The sequence below is a fragment of the Kordia jejudonensis genome (genome assembly GCF_001005315.1).
In the GTDB taxonomy this organism is placed as follows: domain Bacteria; phylum Bacteroidota; class Bacteroidia; order Flavobacteriales; family Flavobacteriaceae; genus Kordia; species Kordia jejudonensis.
In genome coordinates, this window is the sequence record NZ_LBMG01000032.1 from 40601 (window position 1) to 57479 (window position 16879).

Below are 16879 nucleotides of genomic sequence, written 5' to 3' on the forward strand. Positions count from 1 at the left end.
TACAGCTTAAAAACTAAAGATGGATTTACATCTACTCTTCGATAATTTAACAAATCCTGCTTTATTATTTTTTGGATTAGGAATTATTGCAGCTCAAGTCAAAAGTGACTTAGAAATTCCGAAAAATTCTTCAAAATTTATTTCATTATATCTCTTGCTCGCTATTGGATTTAAAGGTGGGCAAGAACTTGCGCATAGCGAGTACACCGCTGACATTGGTTGGTCAATAGTCTTCGGAATCGTGATGGCTACTGTAGTTCCACTATATACCTATTTTATTTTAAGACTTAAATTTTCTGTTGAAAACGCAGGCGCTATTGCGGCAGCTTATGGTTCGGTAAGTGCGGTAACGTTCGTGACAGCAGTAAGTTTTTTAGAAATGAAAAATATAGAATTTGGCGGACACATGGTCGCTGTGATGGCTTTAATGGAAGCACCTTCAATTATTATAGGTGTCTTATTGATGCGAATTTATTCTAACGGAAAAAAATCGTATAAAGAATTGGTCGGACTCGTAAAACACGCCGTGACAAATGGAAGTGTTTTATTAATTTTAGGAAGTTTGGTCATAGGTTTTATGGCTAGTGATGCACAAGCCGCAGGAATTAAACCGTTTACCACAGATATTTTTAAAGGATTTTTAGCAGTATTTTTGTTAGATATGGGAATTACTAGCGGAAAGAAAATTGGCGCTTTAATCAAAAAAGGTTGGTTTGCTTTGGCGTTCGCCATATTAATTCCATTGGCAAATGGAATAACAGTTGCGTACTCTTCCGTACATATTTTATCAAGTGATGGCGATCGATTATTGTTAGCAATTTTAGCAGCAAGTGCTTCTTATATTGCCGTTCCTGCCGCTATGCGAATTGCAGCTCCGAAAGCCAATCCGAGTTTGTATTTGCCCATGGCATTAGCAATTACTTTCCCGCTAAATATTACCCTTGGAATGCCAATATATATGTGGTTTATTCAGTATACGTGATATTTTTAAACATATAAAATACCAAAGGCGTTGTTTTTATAGTGACGCCTTTTCTACTTATAATTGTTGGTTCGTAAGAAATATACGGTAATTAGTTAGTGTCTTTTAAAATTTTACGTGTTGCAACACCCGAACTTGCAGTGTCAATACTTTCTAATGTTTCCACGCCTTGTGTTGTTGCAGCTTGTGCAGTTTCATTAGCGGAATTTTGTGCAGTAGTTGCATTGTGAGCCGCATTATTTAGCGCTTGCGAAGTAGCTTCCAAGAAGTTGTCGGTAGCTACTGCTGGCGCATCACCAAGAACTTTTGTGTTTGCTTGTGTAATGGAATCTGTAATTTGCGAGTTTACGCTTGTAGGTTCTGCCATAATAGGATAGATTTATAATAATTGATATGATTTTCTGCGCGTAGTTATATTTTTATCAACTTAGACATCACTCTCTTTAATAATAGTACGAATCCAATCATTCGGAATCATATCAATAGTTAGATTTACACGTTCTTCTGTACCATTATTAATCACTCTGTGCGGATCTGTTAAGCGTAAATACCAACATTCGCCAGGTAGCATTGGTACTTCAGAATCGTTCAAAAAAAATTGCACACCATCTTTGTTTACAATAGGAACTGTCAACCGAATTACCGATTTATGCACTTCCAAACCAAGTGTAGGATCTGTATGTTGCTGTACCACAGAATTTGGCGCTAAACGCAACAAACGTACTAATGTAACTTTGGTATTTGCTTTAAAGGTATCAATAACACTTTGTAAATAGGGTGAACTTTTTAAGTAATCTGTATCTAACCAATCGCACCAAGAACCATCTGCGTAATCGTCTGCTGGTGGCGGAAATGGTATAGACGTATCAACCGTATGTGCTGGCGCGCGTAATGGAATTACATTGTAATATTCGAAATTTTGAAGTTTTAACGCTTCAAACTCAGCGAGCATTTTTTCAACATCAAATGTAAATGGTAATTTAATTCGATCTTTCGTTTTTGGAGTTGGAGAAGCGTGTGCCATGGTGTATGATTTTTATGGTATGATTTCTAAAAAATCTAAAATACTAAAAAAGTATATAAGTGTTCACATTAAAATGAAAACCAATCTGAAAATAGCGAAATTCACGTAAGGTAAATCGTATAAAAAAAAGCTGTAACAATGAACGTTACAGCTTGTATATGTTTGAAGATGGTATAAAAAGGCATCATTTCGAACCAAGTGTTGAACTTGATTCAGTATCAATTCAGAATCTCATCACACTGATTTTCAATGATTATGAGAAATCGAATCAAGTTCGGCTTGATGAAAATTTAGCCTTTCAGACAGTCTTAATTTATATTTAAGACATAGTAAAAAGAGTTGTTATGGTCTCGCACTAAAACCTCCGTCATCGCCATCGTCGTCGCCTCTTCCATTACCAGTATTTTTCTTTTTCTGGTTAAAACGATACGTAAATGCTAAGTTAAACGTACGAACGCGCCACTGAAATTCTCCTTCACTCGTAAATGTATCTGTAAACGATTCCGAACGTCTTACACGCGAATTGAATACATCACTTACGTTGAAGGCAATGGAAGCTTTGTCTTTAAATAAATCTTTACTAAATGCTAAATTTGCTGAGAAAAGTCCTTTTCTAATATTTTGTGCATCTTCATTAGGACCGCGATAAAATAAACGTGTTTGCCAATCAATATTTCCAGGCAATGTTACTTTGTTATTGATACGTACAAACCAACTTAGGTTGTCTGCATCAAAATTAACACCGTTGAATTCTCCACGATTGAACGACTGAAACAAGTTAAAGTTTCCGTTTACACGCCACTTACGTGATGGATTGTATGTTAATGTAAATTCAAATCCATAACGATCATTTCTAGCTAAGTTAATTGGTGTTCTACGAATAATTGGTACTTCTTCGCCATTCAAAATAACAGTTTGTCCTGTGTCTTCATTGATAAAATTAAATACATCTGTAGAACGTTGAAAGTAGATAGATGTATTCAACGTAAGTTTTCCAAAACGATTTAAATAACCTAAGTCAATAGCATTTGAAAAACTTGGGTCAATGTCAGGATTTCCTTGAAAAATATTGGTAATACTTGATCGTGAAGGAAACGGATTGATAAAGCGCGAACGTGGTCTACGGATTCTTCTGTTGTATCCTAAAGTAATACTTTGATCTTCCGAAATTTCATAACCCAAATTGATGGTAGGGAAGAAGCTTAGGTAGTTTTTTCGATCTGTGTCACCACTTGTTAATTGGTTGACAGCAATACGAGAATCTTCCATACGTAATCCTAATAAATAAGAGAATTTGTCACTTACTTTGTTTCCGTATTGTGTGTAAAATGCATTTACATATTCACGATAATTTAAAACATTACTCAAATCGGTATCTGCTACAAACTCATCGTTTTCTAGAAATGCTACTAAATAATCAGTCGTTAAATCGAGAAAATTTCCTCGGTACCCAAACTCAAATTGTGCCGTTTCACTTAATGGAACGACATAATCGGTTTGTAATAAAATACGATTTTGATCTTCAATTGTAGTTACTTGTTCCGCTAAATCTCCATTGACCAAAATAAACGAGTTTTCTCCTTCTGTTGTGGTTTCATACTGAAAATCAGCTGTTAATTTATGCCCGCTTTTGTCAAAATTCTTATCAAAATTTACGGCATATTGTAACGTTTTATCACTTTCGGTCTCAGGATCAAAACGCGAACTGACATTTGTAACATTAAAATCGGAATCAAACTGTGTTAATATATTTGTAGTTTCTTGCTCGTTATCACTATCTCTAAATACCAAAGACGCAGTTATGGATGTTTTGTCGTTAATATACCATTCGACACCAAAATTTGAGTTGAATCCTTTACGAATACGCTCAAAATCACGATCTTCATTTAAAAAGGTATTTGGTTCGTCGCCATTAAAATATTCGGTAAATGTGTTTGAATTCCCTGGAATGGTACGATAATTATAGCCAGAAGTCGTAAAAAAGTTAAAATCGCCCGTACGATAATTTATATTTCCTGAAACTCCATAACCTTCTGGGTGCGAAACATTTGTAGTAATAGCGCCATTGATACCTTGTAGTTTGCTACGGCGTAAAATAATGTTTAAAATTCCGGCACTTCCTTCGGCATCATAACGTGCAGATGGCGATGTGATAATTTCTACTTTTTCAATTGCTTCCGCTGGTAACTGTCGCAATGCATCTGTAGAATTCAATCCGACCAAGCCCGAAGGTTTGCCATTGATCAAAATACGTACATCTTCATTTCCTCGAAGCGATACATTTCCTTCTACATCAACAGAAACGGAAGGTACGTTGTCTAGAACATCACTAACTGTTCCTCCACGAACCGTTATATCTTTCCCAACATTGTATATTTTTTTGTCTAGTTTGAGTTGCACTGTTGTTTTTTCGGCAATCACTTCAACCGCTGCCAAACTTTCTAAATCTTCCAAAAGGAAAAAACTTCCTAAATTGGTATCCGTTAAGAGTGGCTTATTTTTAATTTCTTGGGTTTTAAACGAAATAAATTCAACTTGAATGTCATACGTATCCGCGTCAACAACAATGCTAAATTCTCCTTTTGGATTCGTTATTCCGCCCGTTACGGGTCTTTTTTTAGCAACATCTTGAAAAATAATCGTTGCATATTCAAGTGGCTGATTCGTGGTTTTATCAAACACTTTTCCTGTAATAGTGACTTTCTTTTTTTGTGCAAATACAGTAGAAATGGTTCCTAGAAAGCATAGGAAAAATAATAGTTTTTTCATTTTGTGAGTAGTTTCTTTTTTATACAGTTTTTTAGTTTGATGTAGGACTGCAAAGAAAATACATGGTTTAACGGCTTTTGGTTAAAGTTCTGTTAAAAGAAAAACCCAGCAAATTTTCGCTGGGTTTCGTATTATAGAATTGTTTTAATATTTTCTGGTGGACGGCCAATAACTGCTTTGTTATTATTAACAACAATTGGGCGTTCCATTAGTTTAGGATTTGAAAGCATAAGTTTCATAATGTGTTCTTTAGAAATGCGTTTGTCTTTATAGTTTTCTTTCCAGAACGTTTCATTTTTTCGAACTAAATCAATAGGTTCAATGCCCAAGAGTTCAATAATTCGTGTCAATTCCGCTAACGAAAGTCTATTCTCTAAATATTTGACAATGATGAATTCCTTGCCTGATTCTTTTAAGATTTCGAGTCCTTCTCTAGATTTTCGACATCTTGGATTGTGGTATATTTTAATCATTTTGTTTGTAGATTTCAACTAATTCTTCAATTTGGTGTAAAGAATCAATTTCTGATTGTGTAAAATAGTACGTATCGTCATAAGAATAAAAGTCAGAAATCGTAGCTTTTTCTTTTTTATATTTAGATTCGCTAGGCTTTCTTCCTTCATAAGTATAACTGCTATAATTTAAGTAAATGGTATCGTTTGATTTTTTATTTACTTCTGCAAACGTATATTCTTTCGAAGAAACTTTAAATACAACAACATCTTTAGCTTCTAAATTTTTCACGTTTGCAGCGAGTTCTTCATCATGTTTGCCTGAAGCGTAAAATGCGTATACAACGAGCAATGCAATGATAGCTAAACCTGAAAATAAATAGATAGGTGTCTTAAAATGGTGTTTCTCCATATCTATTTTATCTTTCAGTTGCTGTGGCATTTCTTTCTTTTCAAGTACTTGATCACAATGTAGGCAAACTGACAAAAACTTTTTTGACATTGGGAAAATAGGAATCCAAAATACTTGTGCATAATTAGAAGTTACATTTACACACATTTCAGTAGACTCGCAATTTGGGCACTTTGCACCTTGAATTTTCCGAGTTCCTATGTCTTTGGAACCAGTTCCGTATACAATCATTCTTTAAGTTATTAGGGTTATGTTTGCTACAATGATAGGCAAATTTTGAAAGATAGAAATGATATTATAACGTATCTTCTTCCTTTTTTTGTCCAACAGACATTAAATACGCTTTCAAAAATTCATCAATTTGACCGTTCATCACTGCATCTACGTTTCCTGTTTCATGCGAAGTACGAACATCTTTGACCAATTTGTACGGATGCATTACATAGTTTCGAATTTGCGATCCCCATTCAATTTTCATCTTTCCAGCTTCAATATCATCACGCGCTTCCAGTTGTTTTTTTAGCTCAATTTCATACAACTGTGATTTCAGCATTTGTAATGCACGTGCACGGTTGTCGTGTTGCGAACGTGTTTCAGAACATGAAATTTGAATTCCAGAAGGTTTGTGTGTCAATTGAACTTTGGTTTCAACCTTGTTTACATTTTGTCCACCAGCGCCACTTGAGCGTGCCGTTGTAATTTCTAAATCAGCAGGATTAATATCAATTTCAATAGTATCATCAACCAAAGGATATACATATACAGAAGCAAACGAAGTATGACGTTTTGCATTGCTGTCAAATGGAGAAATACGGACCAAACGGTGCACACCATTTTCTCCTTTGAGCCAACCAAAAGCATAATCGCCTTCAATTTCCAACGTTACCGTTTTTATACCAGCAACATCGCCTTCTTGATAGTTGAGTTCTTTTATTTTGTATCCTTGCTTTTCGGCAAACATCAAATACATACGCATCAGCATACTTGCCCAATCGCAACTTTCGGTTCCACCAGCACCTGCAGTAATTTGCAACACGGCACTCATGCTATCGCCTTCATCGGACAGCATGTTGCGGAATTCTAAATCTTCAATTTTAATTTTTGCGGTTTCAAAATGTGATTCTACTTCTTCGATAGTTGTATCGCCTTCTTTGTAGAATTCATACAATACTTCCAAATCGCCAAGCAAATCGGCAATTGTATTGTAATCTGAAACCCATTTTTTTTCTCCACGAAGTTTTTTCATGAGGATTTCGGCTTCTTTTGGATTGTCCCAAAAATCTGGCGCATAGGTTTTTTCTTCCTCGTTTGAAATTTCTATAAGTTTGGCATCAATGTCAAAGATACCTCCTTAACGCACCAAGGCGATTGATAAGATCTTTAATTTGATCTGATGTTATCATGTTTTATCTTTTTAATTCATACAAAAATAAGATGTTTTATGTATATTCATAGCGTAAAACAGAAAAACCAGAAGAATCAAAAATATCGCTCCTTTTTACATGATTTTTTAAGGTTAAAAATGACTAAAATATTACTCCGATGAAAAAATCTATGGTACTGGTTTTCATTTTCTTATATGCGACATGTAGTTTTTCGCAAGAGAAAAAGAAACAATATCCACGTGAATACTACAAAGGCTTTTTTAATTTTTCGTATGAAGAGAAACGCGATAAGATTTTTTTAGATGTAAAGCGTCTTAATGAAGATTTTTTATACGTTTATTCACTTGCAAGTGGCGTTGGCTCTAATGATATTGGCCTAGATAGAGGTCAAATTGGCGATGGCGTTGTAGTACAATTTCAAAAAATAGGGAACAAACTCATGTTGGTGCAACCCAATTTACGATACAGAGCAAATACAACGAATGATTTGGAACGGAAAAGTGTAGAACAAGCTTTTGCTACATCTATTTTATTCGGTTTTCCGATTGTTTCTGAAAAAGAAGGTGTCTTTACCATCGATGTAACCGCTTTTTTAATGCAAGATGCACACGGAGTCATTCAAAGATTAGCAAACGGTAAACAAGGTGTGTACAAATTAGATGCTTCTAAAAGTGCAATTTCACTGCCTAGAACAAAAGCATTTCCAAAAAATGTAGAGTTTGAAGCAGTATTGACTTTCAAAGGAAAACCTACAGGAAATTATATTAAAAGTGTTACGCCAAACGCTGGTTTGGTTACGGTTATTCAGCATCATTCTTTTGTAGAATTACCAGATAATAATTACAAACCAAGAGTTTTTGATCCGCGAAGTGGCGCTATTAATATTTCGTATTACGATTATGCAACGCCTATTCAAGAACCTATGCAAAAACGTTTTATTACCAGACATCGTTTGGAAAAGAAAAATCCAGCTGCGGCAAGTAGTGAAGCGAAAGAACCAATAGTATATTATCTTGATCCTGGAACACCAGAACCTGTGCGTTCGGCATTATTAGATGGCGCACGTTGGTGGAATGAAGCCTATGAAAGTATTGGCTATACAAATGCTTTTCAAGTAAAAATGTTGCCAAAAGATGCTGATCCGATGGATTTGCGATACAATGTAATTCAATGGGTACATCGTTCTACGCGCGGTTGGAGTTATGGCGCAAGTGTGGTAGATCCGCGAACGGGAGAAATCATTAAAGGACATGTAAGTTTAGGAAGTTTGCGCATTCGACAAGATTTTCTCATTGCGCAAGCATTATTGAATAAGCCTTTTGCAACCAATGATGACAATTATCAACCAATGTTACAAATGGCATTGGCTCGTATTCGTCAATTATCAGCGCATGAAGTTGGTCACACGATCGGTTTTGCACACAATTTTGCAGCAAGTACTAATAATAGGAGTTCTGTAATGGATTATCCGCATCCAACAGTGAAAATCACAAACGGAAAAGTAGATTTGTCAAATGCGTACGCAACCGGAATTGGTTCATGGGATAAAGTTACAGTGGCATATTCTTATGCTGAGTTCAATTCAGCGCAAGCGGAAAAAGAAGGATTAAAAAAGATATTAGACGACGCATACAACGCAGGACACCGTTTTATTTCAGATTCGGATGCACGACCAGCTGGTGGCGCGCATGCAAAAGCACACTTGTGGGATAACGGAAAAAGTGCTTCGGAAGAATTGAAAAATGTGCTTGAAGTACGTGAATTGGCAATGCGGAATTTCTCTAAAGATAACATTCGTAGTAATGAACCGTATACTGTGTTAGAAGATGTTTTTGTGCCGTTATATTTCTTCCATCGATATCAAACGGAAGCCACTTCCAAACTCATTGGCGGATTAAATTATAATTATGCTACAAAAGGTGATGGACAGTTGATTACTGAAGTTGTGTCTCCAAAAATACAGCGTAAAGCTTTGGATGCAATGTTACAAACCTTAGATGCGAAAACACTGGAAATTCCTAAAAATATACTCGATTTGTTTCCGCCTAGAGCGTATTCTTATCGTCGATCAAGAGAATCATTTAAAGGAAATACAGGTGTCGCTTTTGATGCGGTAAGTCCTGCTGCAACGGCTAGTGATATGACATTATCGTTTTTGTTTCATCCAGAACGTGTAGCGCGATTGATTCAACAAAAAAGTTTAGATACAGAACAATTAGGATTTATGGAAATGATCAATGAAGTATTGAAAAACACAGTATATAAAACCTATAAAGATGCGCATGAATATGAAATTGGACACGCCATCAATATAAATGTATTAAAGCGTTTGATGAATTTGGCGCAACATGCCAAAGCGTCTCCAGCTGTGAAAGCGCAAAGTAACTATATGTTGCGTGAAATTTTAAAAACAATCCAATCAAAAAGATATACTGATGCTGAAAAGCCATACCAATTATTTTATGTAGACATGATAGAACAGTTTAAAAAATATCCAGAGAAATTTAAAATTAAAGCGTCTCCAAAAATTCCTGATGGTTCGCCAATTGGAAGTGATGCGTGTCATTATATGAATTACTGAAAAGTGAAAAGAAATTATAAATCTTAAATGTGAAATTTTAAATAAAAAAGTATTTCTTTCGAATAACGAATAACGAATAACGAATAACGAATAACGAATAACAACTCAACAACTTTACATAGAACAAAGAACAAAGAACAAAGACCCAAGATCCAAGACCCAATTTCAATACTAAAACCTCAATACTCAATACTATACAAAGAATGCGAATTAATTTAATTAGCGATACGGTTACCAAACCGACTCCACAAATGCTCAAAGCGATGTTTGATGCGAAAGTTGGAGATGACGTTTTCAAGAAAGATGCATCGATCAATCATTTAGAGCAAAAAGTTGCGGAACTATTTGGCAAAGAAGCGGCGTTATTTTTCCCGAGTGGCACAATGGCAAATCAAACAGCCATTAAAATACATACAAATCCTGGCGATCAGGTTATTTGCGATAAAGATGCACACATTTACAACTATGAAGGTGGCGGTGTGAGTTTTAATAGCGGCGCATCGTGCAAATTAATTGATGGACATCGTGGAATGTTTACGGCAGCACAAGCCAAAGCTGCTATAAATCCACCAGATTTTTATCACAGTCCACTGACTTCTTTAATTGCGTTGGAAAATACGGCAAATCGTGGTGGTGGCTCCTGTTGGGATTTTAGTGAAATTGAAAAAATACACGCTGTTGCACGCGAACATAAGTTAGGTTTCCATTTAGATGGTGCACGTTTGTGGAATGCGTTGATAGAAAAAGGCGAAACTCCAGAACAATATGGGAAACTATTTGATACCATTTCTGTATGTTTATCTAAAGGATTGGGTTGTCCTGTAGGTTCTATATTGGTTGCAGATGAAGAAACGATTCACAAGGCATTGCGAATTCGAAAAATATTAGGTGGCGGAATGCGTCAGGCAGGTTATTTAGCTGCTGCTGGAACCTACGCACTCGACAATCATGTAGAACGTTTGGCGGAAGATCACGCGAAAGCGAAAGAAATAGGGAAGACGTTGGAAAGTTTGGCAATCATCAAAAAAGTAGAACCGATTGATACCAATATCATTATTTTCTATTTGCAAGATGATATTGATGAACAAGCCTTTTTAGACAAGCTAGAAAAGTTAGGAATTGATTTAATTGGAATGGGAAGTGGAAAGCTTCGTATTGTTACACACTTAGACTACACCGCTGAAATGCATCAGAAGTTTTTGAAAACTATTCAAAGCATTATATAAGAAAGCAAAAAAGCAACTCAATGAGTTGCTTTTTGTTTTATGTTTAGGATGAGTTTCTACTCTGTTAAATCTTTCACTTCTGCGCTTCCAGCATTTTTCTTAACAGATTCAATTCCATTTTCCATTCCTGCTTCACTAGCGTACATTTGACTACTACCAATAATTTGTCCGTTTCCTGCTTTTAAATTAAAATGAAACTTTCCATTCTTAGCGGTTTTACGTTCAAATTTACTATCATCTGTTGAGTTCTTTTTACAAGATTCCACACCGTTTTTAGCACCACTTTTATCAGCGTATCCTTGACTAGACATGATGATTTGCCCGTTTTTAGCTTTTAAATTGAAGTAAAACTTTTCATTGTTTTCACTTTGATATAATTCAAACATAGTTATTAGAGATTTAGTTATATGTAGTAAATATATCAAAAAATTATGGTAAAAGAAATCCCTTAAACAGCAATTTATGAGTTTCATCAGGGTTTTTCCCCTAATAATGCGTTTTAACGAAAATCAATGCAGTTAAACTAAATATCATATGAGTCAACAATCGCAATTAGCGGTAACTCTTTTAATATAGATATTTTCGTACCTTTAAACTTCAATAATAACAATTAATAATTAATCATTAGAAACATGAGAAAAAAACTATTATTTGGACTAGCCTTTGCCATTAGTTCTTTTGCTTTTGGACAAGACTTGCCAACAAATCCTGAACCAGGAAAATGTTATGTTCGTTGTGTTACTCCAGACGTGTATGAAAATCAAGATGTACAAGTTATGGTTTCGCCAGCTTACAAAAAGTTAAAGTCTGTGCCAGCACAGTATCGAACTGAGAACGAAACGGTTACTTCTAAAGTTGCTGGTCAAAAATTAGCAGTTGTTCCTGCTGAGTACGGAACAGAATCATTTGAAGTAGTTACAAAAGAAGCTTCTCAACGTTTAGTGAAAGTCCCATCACAAACGAGTAGAGATTCGGAAACTGTTGTGGTAAGTGAAGCAAGTTATAGATTGAAAGTTGTACCAGCTGTGTACGAAACAAGAACTTTTGAAGTGGTAACAAGACCTGCATACCAGAAAGTAGAAATTGTTCCTGCTGTATATGAAACAAGAGATGTTGTCATTACAACAAAAGAAGCTTCACAACGTTTGGAAATTGTTCCAGCAGAGTGGGGAACTGAAACCGTAACATACAAGAAAAGAGAATACGGATCTTCTATATCAATCGTTCCAGCATCATTTACTAGCGATTTTGAAACTGTTGAGGTAAAGCCAGCTGCTGCACAATGGCAAATGAGCGAAATTCCACCAGCAGATTGTAATTCATCAAATCCTGATGATTGTAGATACTGGTGTTACAAAGCTATTCCAGCACAGAATGTAACAATTCCTGTAAAGCGTTTGGCAGCTGATGCATCTTCAGTAGCAACACCTGATTGTGATCCTAACAATAATGGAGGAAAGCCATGTGGAGAAGCAACTTACACAAGAACAATTATGGTAACGCCTGCATCAACTAGAGTTATTCCTATTCCTGCAACATCGAAAACGATCAAGAAAACAGTTATGGTAACGCCTCCAACAACAAGAATTATTGATGTTCCTGAGGTTAGAAAGACTATGAAAAGAAAAGTAATGGTAACGCCTCCAACTACAGAGCGTATTGAAATTCCTGCGATTACTGAAACTGTTAGGAAAACAATCATCACTAACGAATCAACACGTGTGGAAGATATTCCATCTGTAAGTAAAACGTTTAAGAAAACAGTAATGACAACGCCTCCAACAACAAGAACTATTGATATTGCTAGTAAAGAAGCAACAATCAAGAAAACGAAGTTAGTTGAAGATGCAAAAGTTGTCACAACTGAAGTGCCAGCGGTATTCAAAACAGTAACGAAAGAAGTATTGACTAAAAAAGGTGGTTTAACTACTTGGAAAGAAGTTGATTGTAAATTATTAGTTTATAATGACTTAAACATCAACTGGAACTTAGGAAGTGCAACATTAACTGCTGCTGCAAAGCGTGAAATTGATACGAAGTTATTACCTGTATTACAATCAGGTGTTTCTGTAGAAATTGCTTCTCACACAGATTCTAGAGGAACAGCTTCAAGTAACGAAGCATTATCTCAACGAAGAGCACAAGCAGTTACAAACTACTTAATTTCTAAAGGAATTAATGCTAGTAAAATTGTTTCTAATGGATACGGAGAAAGAAGATTATTAAACAGATGTAAAGATGGTGTTTCTTGTACAGAAAGAGAGCACTTGGCAAACAGAAGAACTCAATTTAGAGTATTAGATCAGAAGAACTAAGATTCTACATCTATTATATATAAAAAGGGAAGTCACTAATTGGCTTCCCTTTTTTAGTTATGCAAGTTTTTTAAGTTTACGAAAACATATCCATGCCAGGTATATTTGGCATGCCATCTTTTGCAACGGCAGCAACTTCCGTTTCATGAACTTCTCCAGCACGTTTGATAGCTTTATTTAATGTTAAAATTAAATAATCTTCAAGTTGCTCTTTATCCTGTAGCAATTCGTCAGCAATTGTAATCGATTTTAACTCTCTATTTGCTGTAATTGTGACATTCAAAAGGTTGTCTGAACTTTTTTCGTCAATCAATACTGTATGCAGTCGTTGCTTTGTTTCTTCAACTTTTTTCTGGGTTTCTTTAAGTTTTCCCATCATTCCCATTAAATCTCCAAACATTTATAAATAATTAAAAGGTTAATTTTTACAAAATTATTAAATTGTAAGCTTTTAACACACTTTTCTAATGAAAAAAAATGTAACTCTACTGTTAATCAGTATGATACTTATAAATTCCTGTAAACAGAACACACAAGAAATGAAAAACACCTTATCAGTACCTACAGTCGCCAAAAAACCTACAAAGTTAGAAAAACACGGAGACGTTAGAATTGACGACTATTATTGGTTAAAGGATAGAGAAAATCCAGAAGTAATAGCATACCTAGAAGCTGAAAATGCATATAATGATGAAATGACAGCGCATACGAAGGATTTTCAAAAAGATTTATTTGAAGAATTAAAAGGAAGAATTAAAGAAGATGACGCTTCTGTGCCTTACAAATTGAACGGATACTGGTACATTCGCAAATATGAAGAAGGAAAAGATTATCCAATTTACACACGAAAAAAAGAAAGCTTAGAAGCTCCAGAAGAAATTCTATTTGATGTCAACGAAATGGCTGAAGGACATTCGTACTATAAGCTTACTGGAATAAGTGTAAGTCCCGATAATAGACTTGCTGCTTTTGGAGTAGATACGGTCAGTAGACGACAATACATTATTCACATTAAAAATCTTGAAACAGGAGAAATTTATGATGAAAAAATAGAAAATACCACGGGAAGTTCTACATGGGCTGCAGATAATAAAACATTATTTTATGCCAATAAAGATGAACAAACGTTGCGTTCTGAAAAAATATACAAACATAAACTTGGCGATGATGTTGCTAATGACGAAGTCGTATTTCATGAAGAAGATGAAACCTACATAACGTTCATTTACAAGTCAAAATCAAAAAAATATCTTGTTATTGGATCGTATAGTACGATATCTACAGAATACAGAATTTTAGAAGCGAACAATCCTGATGGAGAATTTAAAGTATTTCAAGAACGTATTCGCGGTTTAGAATACAATATTGCACATTACAAAGATCATTTTTATGTACTAAGTAATAAAGATGCTTCTATCAACTTTAAACTGTCTAAAACGCCTGAAACCAAAACAGGAATGGGCAACTGGGAAGATATCATTGCACATCGTCCAAAAGTATTGCTTGAAGATATAGAAATATTTAAAGACTTTTTAGTAGTTAGCGAGCGTGACAATGGTTTAAACAAAATTCGTATCATCCGATGGGACGAAACCGAAGATTATTACTTACCGTTCGATAATGAAACGTACACGGCAAGTACCACTACGAATGTTGATTTTGATACGGAAATCTTGCGTTACGGATACAATTCGTTGACAACACCAACTTCTATAATTGATTTCAACATGGTAACAAAAACCAAAGAGGTCAAAAAAGAACAAGAAGTACTCGGCGGAAAATTTGATAAAAACAATTACATTTCCGAGCGTTTGTGGGCAACTGCTGATGACGGAACAAAAATACCAATGTCTGTTATATACCGCAAAGGAATCAAAAAAGACGGAAGCAATCCTACATTGCAATATGCGTATGGTTCGTACGGTTCTACTATAGATCCTTATTTTTCTTCGGCAAGATTGAGTTTGCTTGATAGAGGATTTATCTTTGTTATTGCACACGTTCGTGGTGGCGAATACTTAGGTAGAAACTGGTATGACAATGGGAAACTAATGGACAAAAAAAATACATTTACAGACTTTATTGACTGTTCAAAATACTTAATAGAACAAAAATACACATCAGCAGAACATTTATATGCTTCTGGAGGAAGTGCTGGAGGATTATTAATGGGCGCTATCGTTAACATGAATCCTGAACTATACAACGGAGTCATTGCATCTGTTCCTTTTGTAGATGTTGTCACTACAATGTTAGATGACAGTATCCCACTTACTACGGGAGAATATGATGAATGGGGAAATCCAAACAACAAGGAATATTACGATTACATGAAATCATATTCGCCGTATGACAATGTAGAAGCAAAAGCCTATCCAAACATGTTAGTGACAACAGGTTTACACGATTCGCAAGTACAATATTGGGAACCTGCAAAATGGGTAGCAAAGCTCAGAGAATACAAGACAGATGATAATATTTTACTCTTGCATACCAATATGGATGCTGGTCACGGAGGAGCTTCTGGACGCTTTGAAGCATTAAAGGAAGTTGCCGAAGAATACGCATTTTTACTGGACTTAGAGAATATAACGGAGTAATTCAAAAATTTAACTTAAATTTGCAAGGTTTTGCATTTTTGTAAAACACTAAAATAAAACCCTATTACAATCGAATAGTTTTTATGGAACAACAAATTAATGCTTTTGATAACGTACTCGAACTCATTGGAAATACGCCTTTAATAAAGTTAAAACACATCACTAAAAACATTAAAGGAAATTTCTATGCTAAAGTAGAGGCATTCAATCCAGGACACTCAACAAAAGATAGAATTGCTTTATACATTATCGAGGAAGCTGAAAGGCAAGGAATCTTAAAGCCAGGCGATACCATTATTGAAACCACTTCAGGAAACACAGGATTTAGTATTGCAATGGTAAGTATCATTAAAGGATATGAATGTATCTTGGCAGTAAGTTCTAAATCTTCAAAAGATAAAATTGACATGTTACGTTCCATGGGAGCCAAAGTATATGTGTGTCCAGCACATGTTAGCGCGGATGATCCACGTTCGTACTATCAAGTAGCAAAACGTATTCACGAAGAAACAAAAGGTTCTGTATACATCAATCAGTATTTTAATGAGTTAAATATAGATGCTCATTACAACAGTACAGGTCCAGAAATTTGGAAACAAACAAATGGACAAATCACACACTTTGTAGCTTGTAGTGGAACTGGTGGTACGATCTCGGGAACGGCAAAATACCTAAAAGAACAAAATCCAGCGATTAGAGTTCTTGGTGTTGATGCATATGGTTCTGTATTAAAAAAATACCATGAAACACGTGAGTTTGATGCCAATGAAATTTATCCATACCGAATAGAAGGTTTGGGGAAAAACTTAATTCCGACTGCGACAGATTTTGATGTAATAGACAAATTTGTCAAAGTAAAAGATGAAGAAAGTGCGCACAAAGCACGTGAAATCTCAAAAACAGAAGGTTTATTTGTTGGATACACTAGTGGAGCAGCAATGCAAGCCATTGAACAATTGGCAGAAGAAGGAGAATTTGATGAAAACAGTAATGTCATCGTTATCTTTCCAGATCATGGTTCACGCTATATGAGTAAAGTATATAGTGACGAATGGATGAGCGCACAAGGATTTTTTGACAGTAAAAATATTGAAGAAGCACAAAAAATAGAATATATCAAATAAAAAGTATTC

Annotated in this window: 14 protein-coding genes; 6 read left to right on the forward strand and 8 right to left on the reverse strand. The window is 35.2% G+C overall.

Translation table 11 applies throughout. The annotated features are described in order from the left end of the window. Positions 1-19 precede the first annotated feature (19 nt). A complete protein-coding gene (locus AA089_RS15665) occupies positions 20-982 on the forward strand; it encodes a sodium-dependent bicarbonate transport family permease (RefSeq protein ID WP_046757926.1) in 963 nt (320 codons plus the stop codon). A gap of 91 nt (positions 983-1073) precedes the next feature. On the opposite strand, the gene AA089_RS15670 is transcribed toward AA089_RS15665, so the two are convergent. The 6 genes from AA089_RS15670 to prfB form a co-directional block, all read right to left on the reverse strand. Then, positions 1074-1349 carry a RebB family R body protein gene (locus AA089_RS15670; RefSeq protein ID WP_046757927.1) on the reverse strand — a complete coding sequence of 92 codons (276 nt, stop codon included), beginning with the start codon at positions 1347-1349 and terminating at the stop codon, positions 1074-1076. A gap of 60 nt (positions 1350-1409) precedes the next feature. Then, a complete protein-coding gene (locus AA089_RS15675) occupies positions 1410-2006 on the reverse strand; it encodes an aspartyl/asparaginyl beta-hydroxylase domain-containing protein (protein ID WP_046757928.1) in 597 nt (198 codons plus the stop codon). 342 nt (positions 2007-2348) lie between these two features. After that, a complete protein-coding gene (locus AA089_RS15680) occupies positions 2349-4775 on the reverse strand; it encodes a TonB-dependent receptor domain-containing protein (protein ID WP_046757929.1) in 2427 nt (808 codons plus the stop codon). Between the two features lie 131 nt (positions 4776-4906). Continuing rightward, on the reverse strand, positions 4907-5248 hold the full coding sequence (gene arsC / locus AA089_RS15685; RefSeq protein ID WP_046757930.1) for an arsenate reductase (glutaredoxin): 342 nt from the start codon (positions 5246-5248) through the stop codon (positions 4907-4909). After that, positions 5241-5870, reverse strand: a complete 630-nt coding sequence (locus AA089_RS15690) for a hypothetical protein (RefSeq protein ID WP_046757931.1) — start codon at positions 5868-5870, stop codon at positions 5241-5243. Before AA089_RS15690 ends, arsC begins: the two co-directional genes overlap by 8 nt. Positions 5871-5934: 64 nt before the next feature. Continuing rightward, positions 5935-7042 (reverse strand): peptide chain release factor 2 gene (prfB, locus tag AA089_RS15695; RefSeq protein WP_156169053.1). Its coding sequence is split into 2 segments (ribosomal slippage): positions 5935-6978 and positions 6980-7042, totalling 1107 coding nucleotides; the frame shifts between segments, so codons are not numbered across the junction. Between the two features lie 139 nt (positions 7043-7181). Here prfB and AA089_RS15700 point away from each other — a divergent pair. Next, a complete protein-coding gene (locus AA089_RS15700; protein ID WP_046757933.1) occupies positions 7182-9605 on the forward strand; it encodes a zinc-dependent metalloprotease in 2424 nt (807 codons plus the stop codon). A 203-nt stretch (positions 9606-9808) separates the two neighbouring features. Continuing rightward, positions 9809-10831, forward strand: coding sequence for a threonine aldolase family protein (locus AA089_RS15705; protein ID WP_046757934.1), 1023 nt, complete (start codon positions 9809-9811; stop codon positions 10829-10831). A 56-nt stretch (positions 10832-10887) separates the two neighbouring features. Here AA089_RS15705 and AA089_RS15710 read toward each other — a convergent pair whose 3' ends face one another. After that, a complete protein-coding gene (locus AA089_RS15710; protein WP_046757935.1) occupies positions 10888-11217 on the reverse strand; it encodes a YegP family protein in 330 nt (109 codons plus the stop codon). Between the two features lie 246 nt (positions 11218-11463). Here AA089_RS15710 and AA089_RS15715 point away from each other — a divergent pair, with 246 nt between their 5' ends. Continuing rightward, positions 11464-13146 carry an OmpA family protein gene (locus AA089_RS15715; RefSeq protein ID WP_046757936.1) on the forward strand — a complete coding sequence of 561 codons (1683 nt, stop codon included), beginning with the start codon at positions 11464-11466 and terminating at the stop codon, positions 13144-13146. A gap of 76 nt (positions 13147-13222) precedes the next feature. On the opposite strand, the gene AA089_RS15720 is transcribed toward AA089_RS15715, so the two are convergent. Further along, positions 13223-13546 (reverse strand): YbaB/EbfC family nucleoid-associated protein, encoded by a 324-nt coding sequence (locus tag AA089_RS15720; protein WP_046757937.1) that lies wholly within the window; start codon positions 13544-13546, stop codon positions 13223-13225. Positions 13547-13685: 139 nt separating this feature from the next. Here AA089_RS15720 and AA089_RS15725 point away from each other — a divergent pair, with 139 nt between their 5' ends. Together AA089_RS15725 and AA089_RS15730 are read left to right on the forward strand one after the other, a co-directional pair. Then, entirely contained in the window at positions 13686-15746 is a 2061-nt protein-coding gene (locus AA089_RS15725; RefSeq protein WP_241480004.1) for a S9 family peptidase, read from the forward strand. A gap of 83 nt (positions 15747-15829) precedes the next feature. Beyond that, positions 15830-16870 carry a PLP-dependent cysteine synthase family protein gene (locus tag AA089_RS15730; RefSeq protein WP_046757939.1) on the forward strand — a complete coding sequence of 347 codons (1041 nt, stop codon included), beginning with the start codon at positions 15830-15832 and terminating at the stop codon, positions 16868-16870. Positions 16871-16879: the final 9 nt, after the last annotated feature.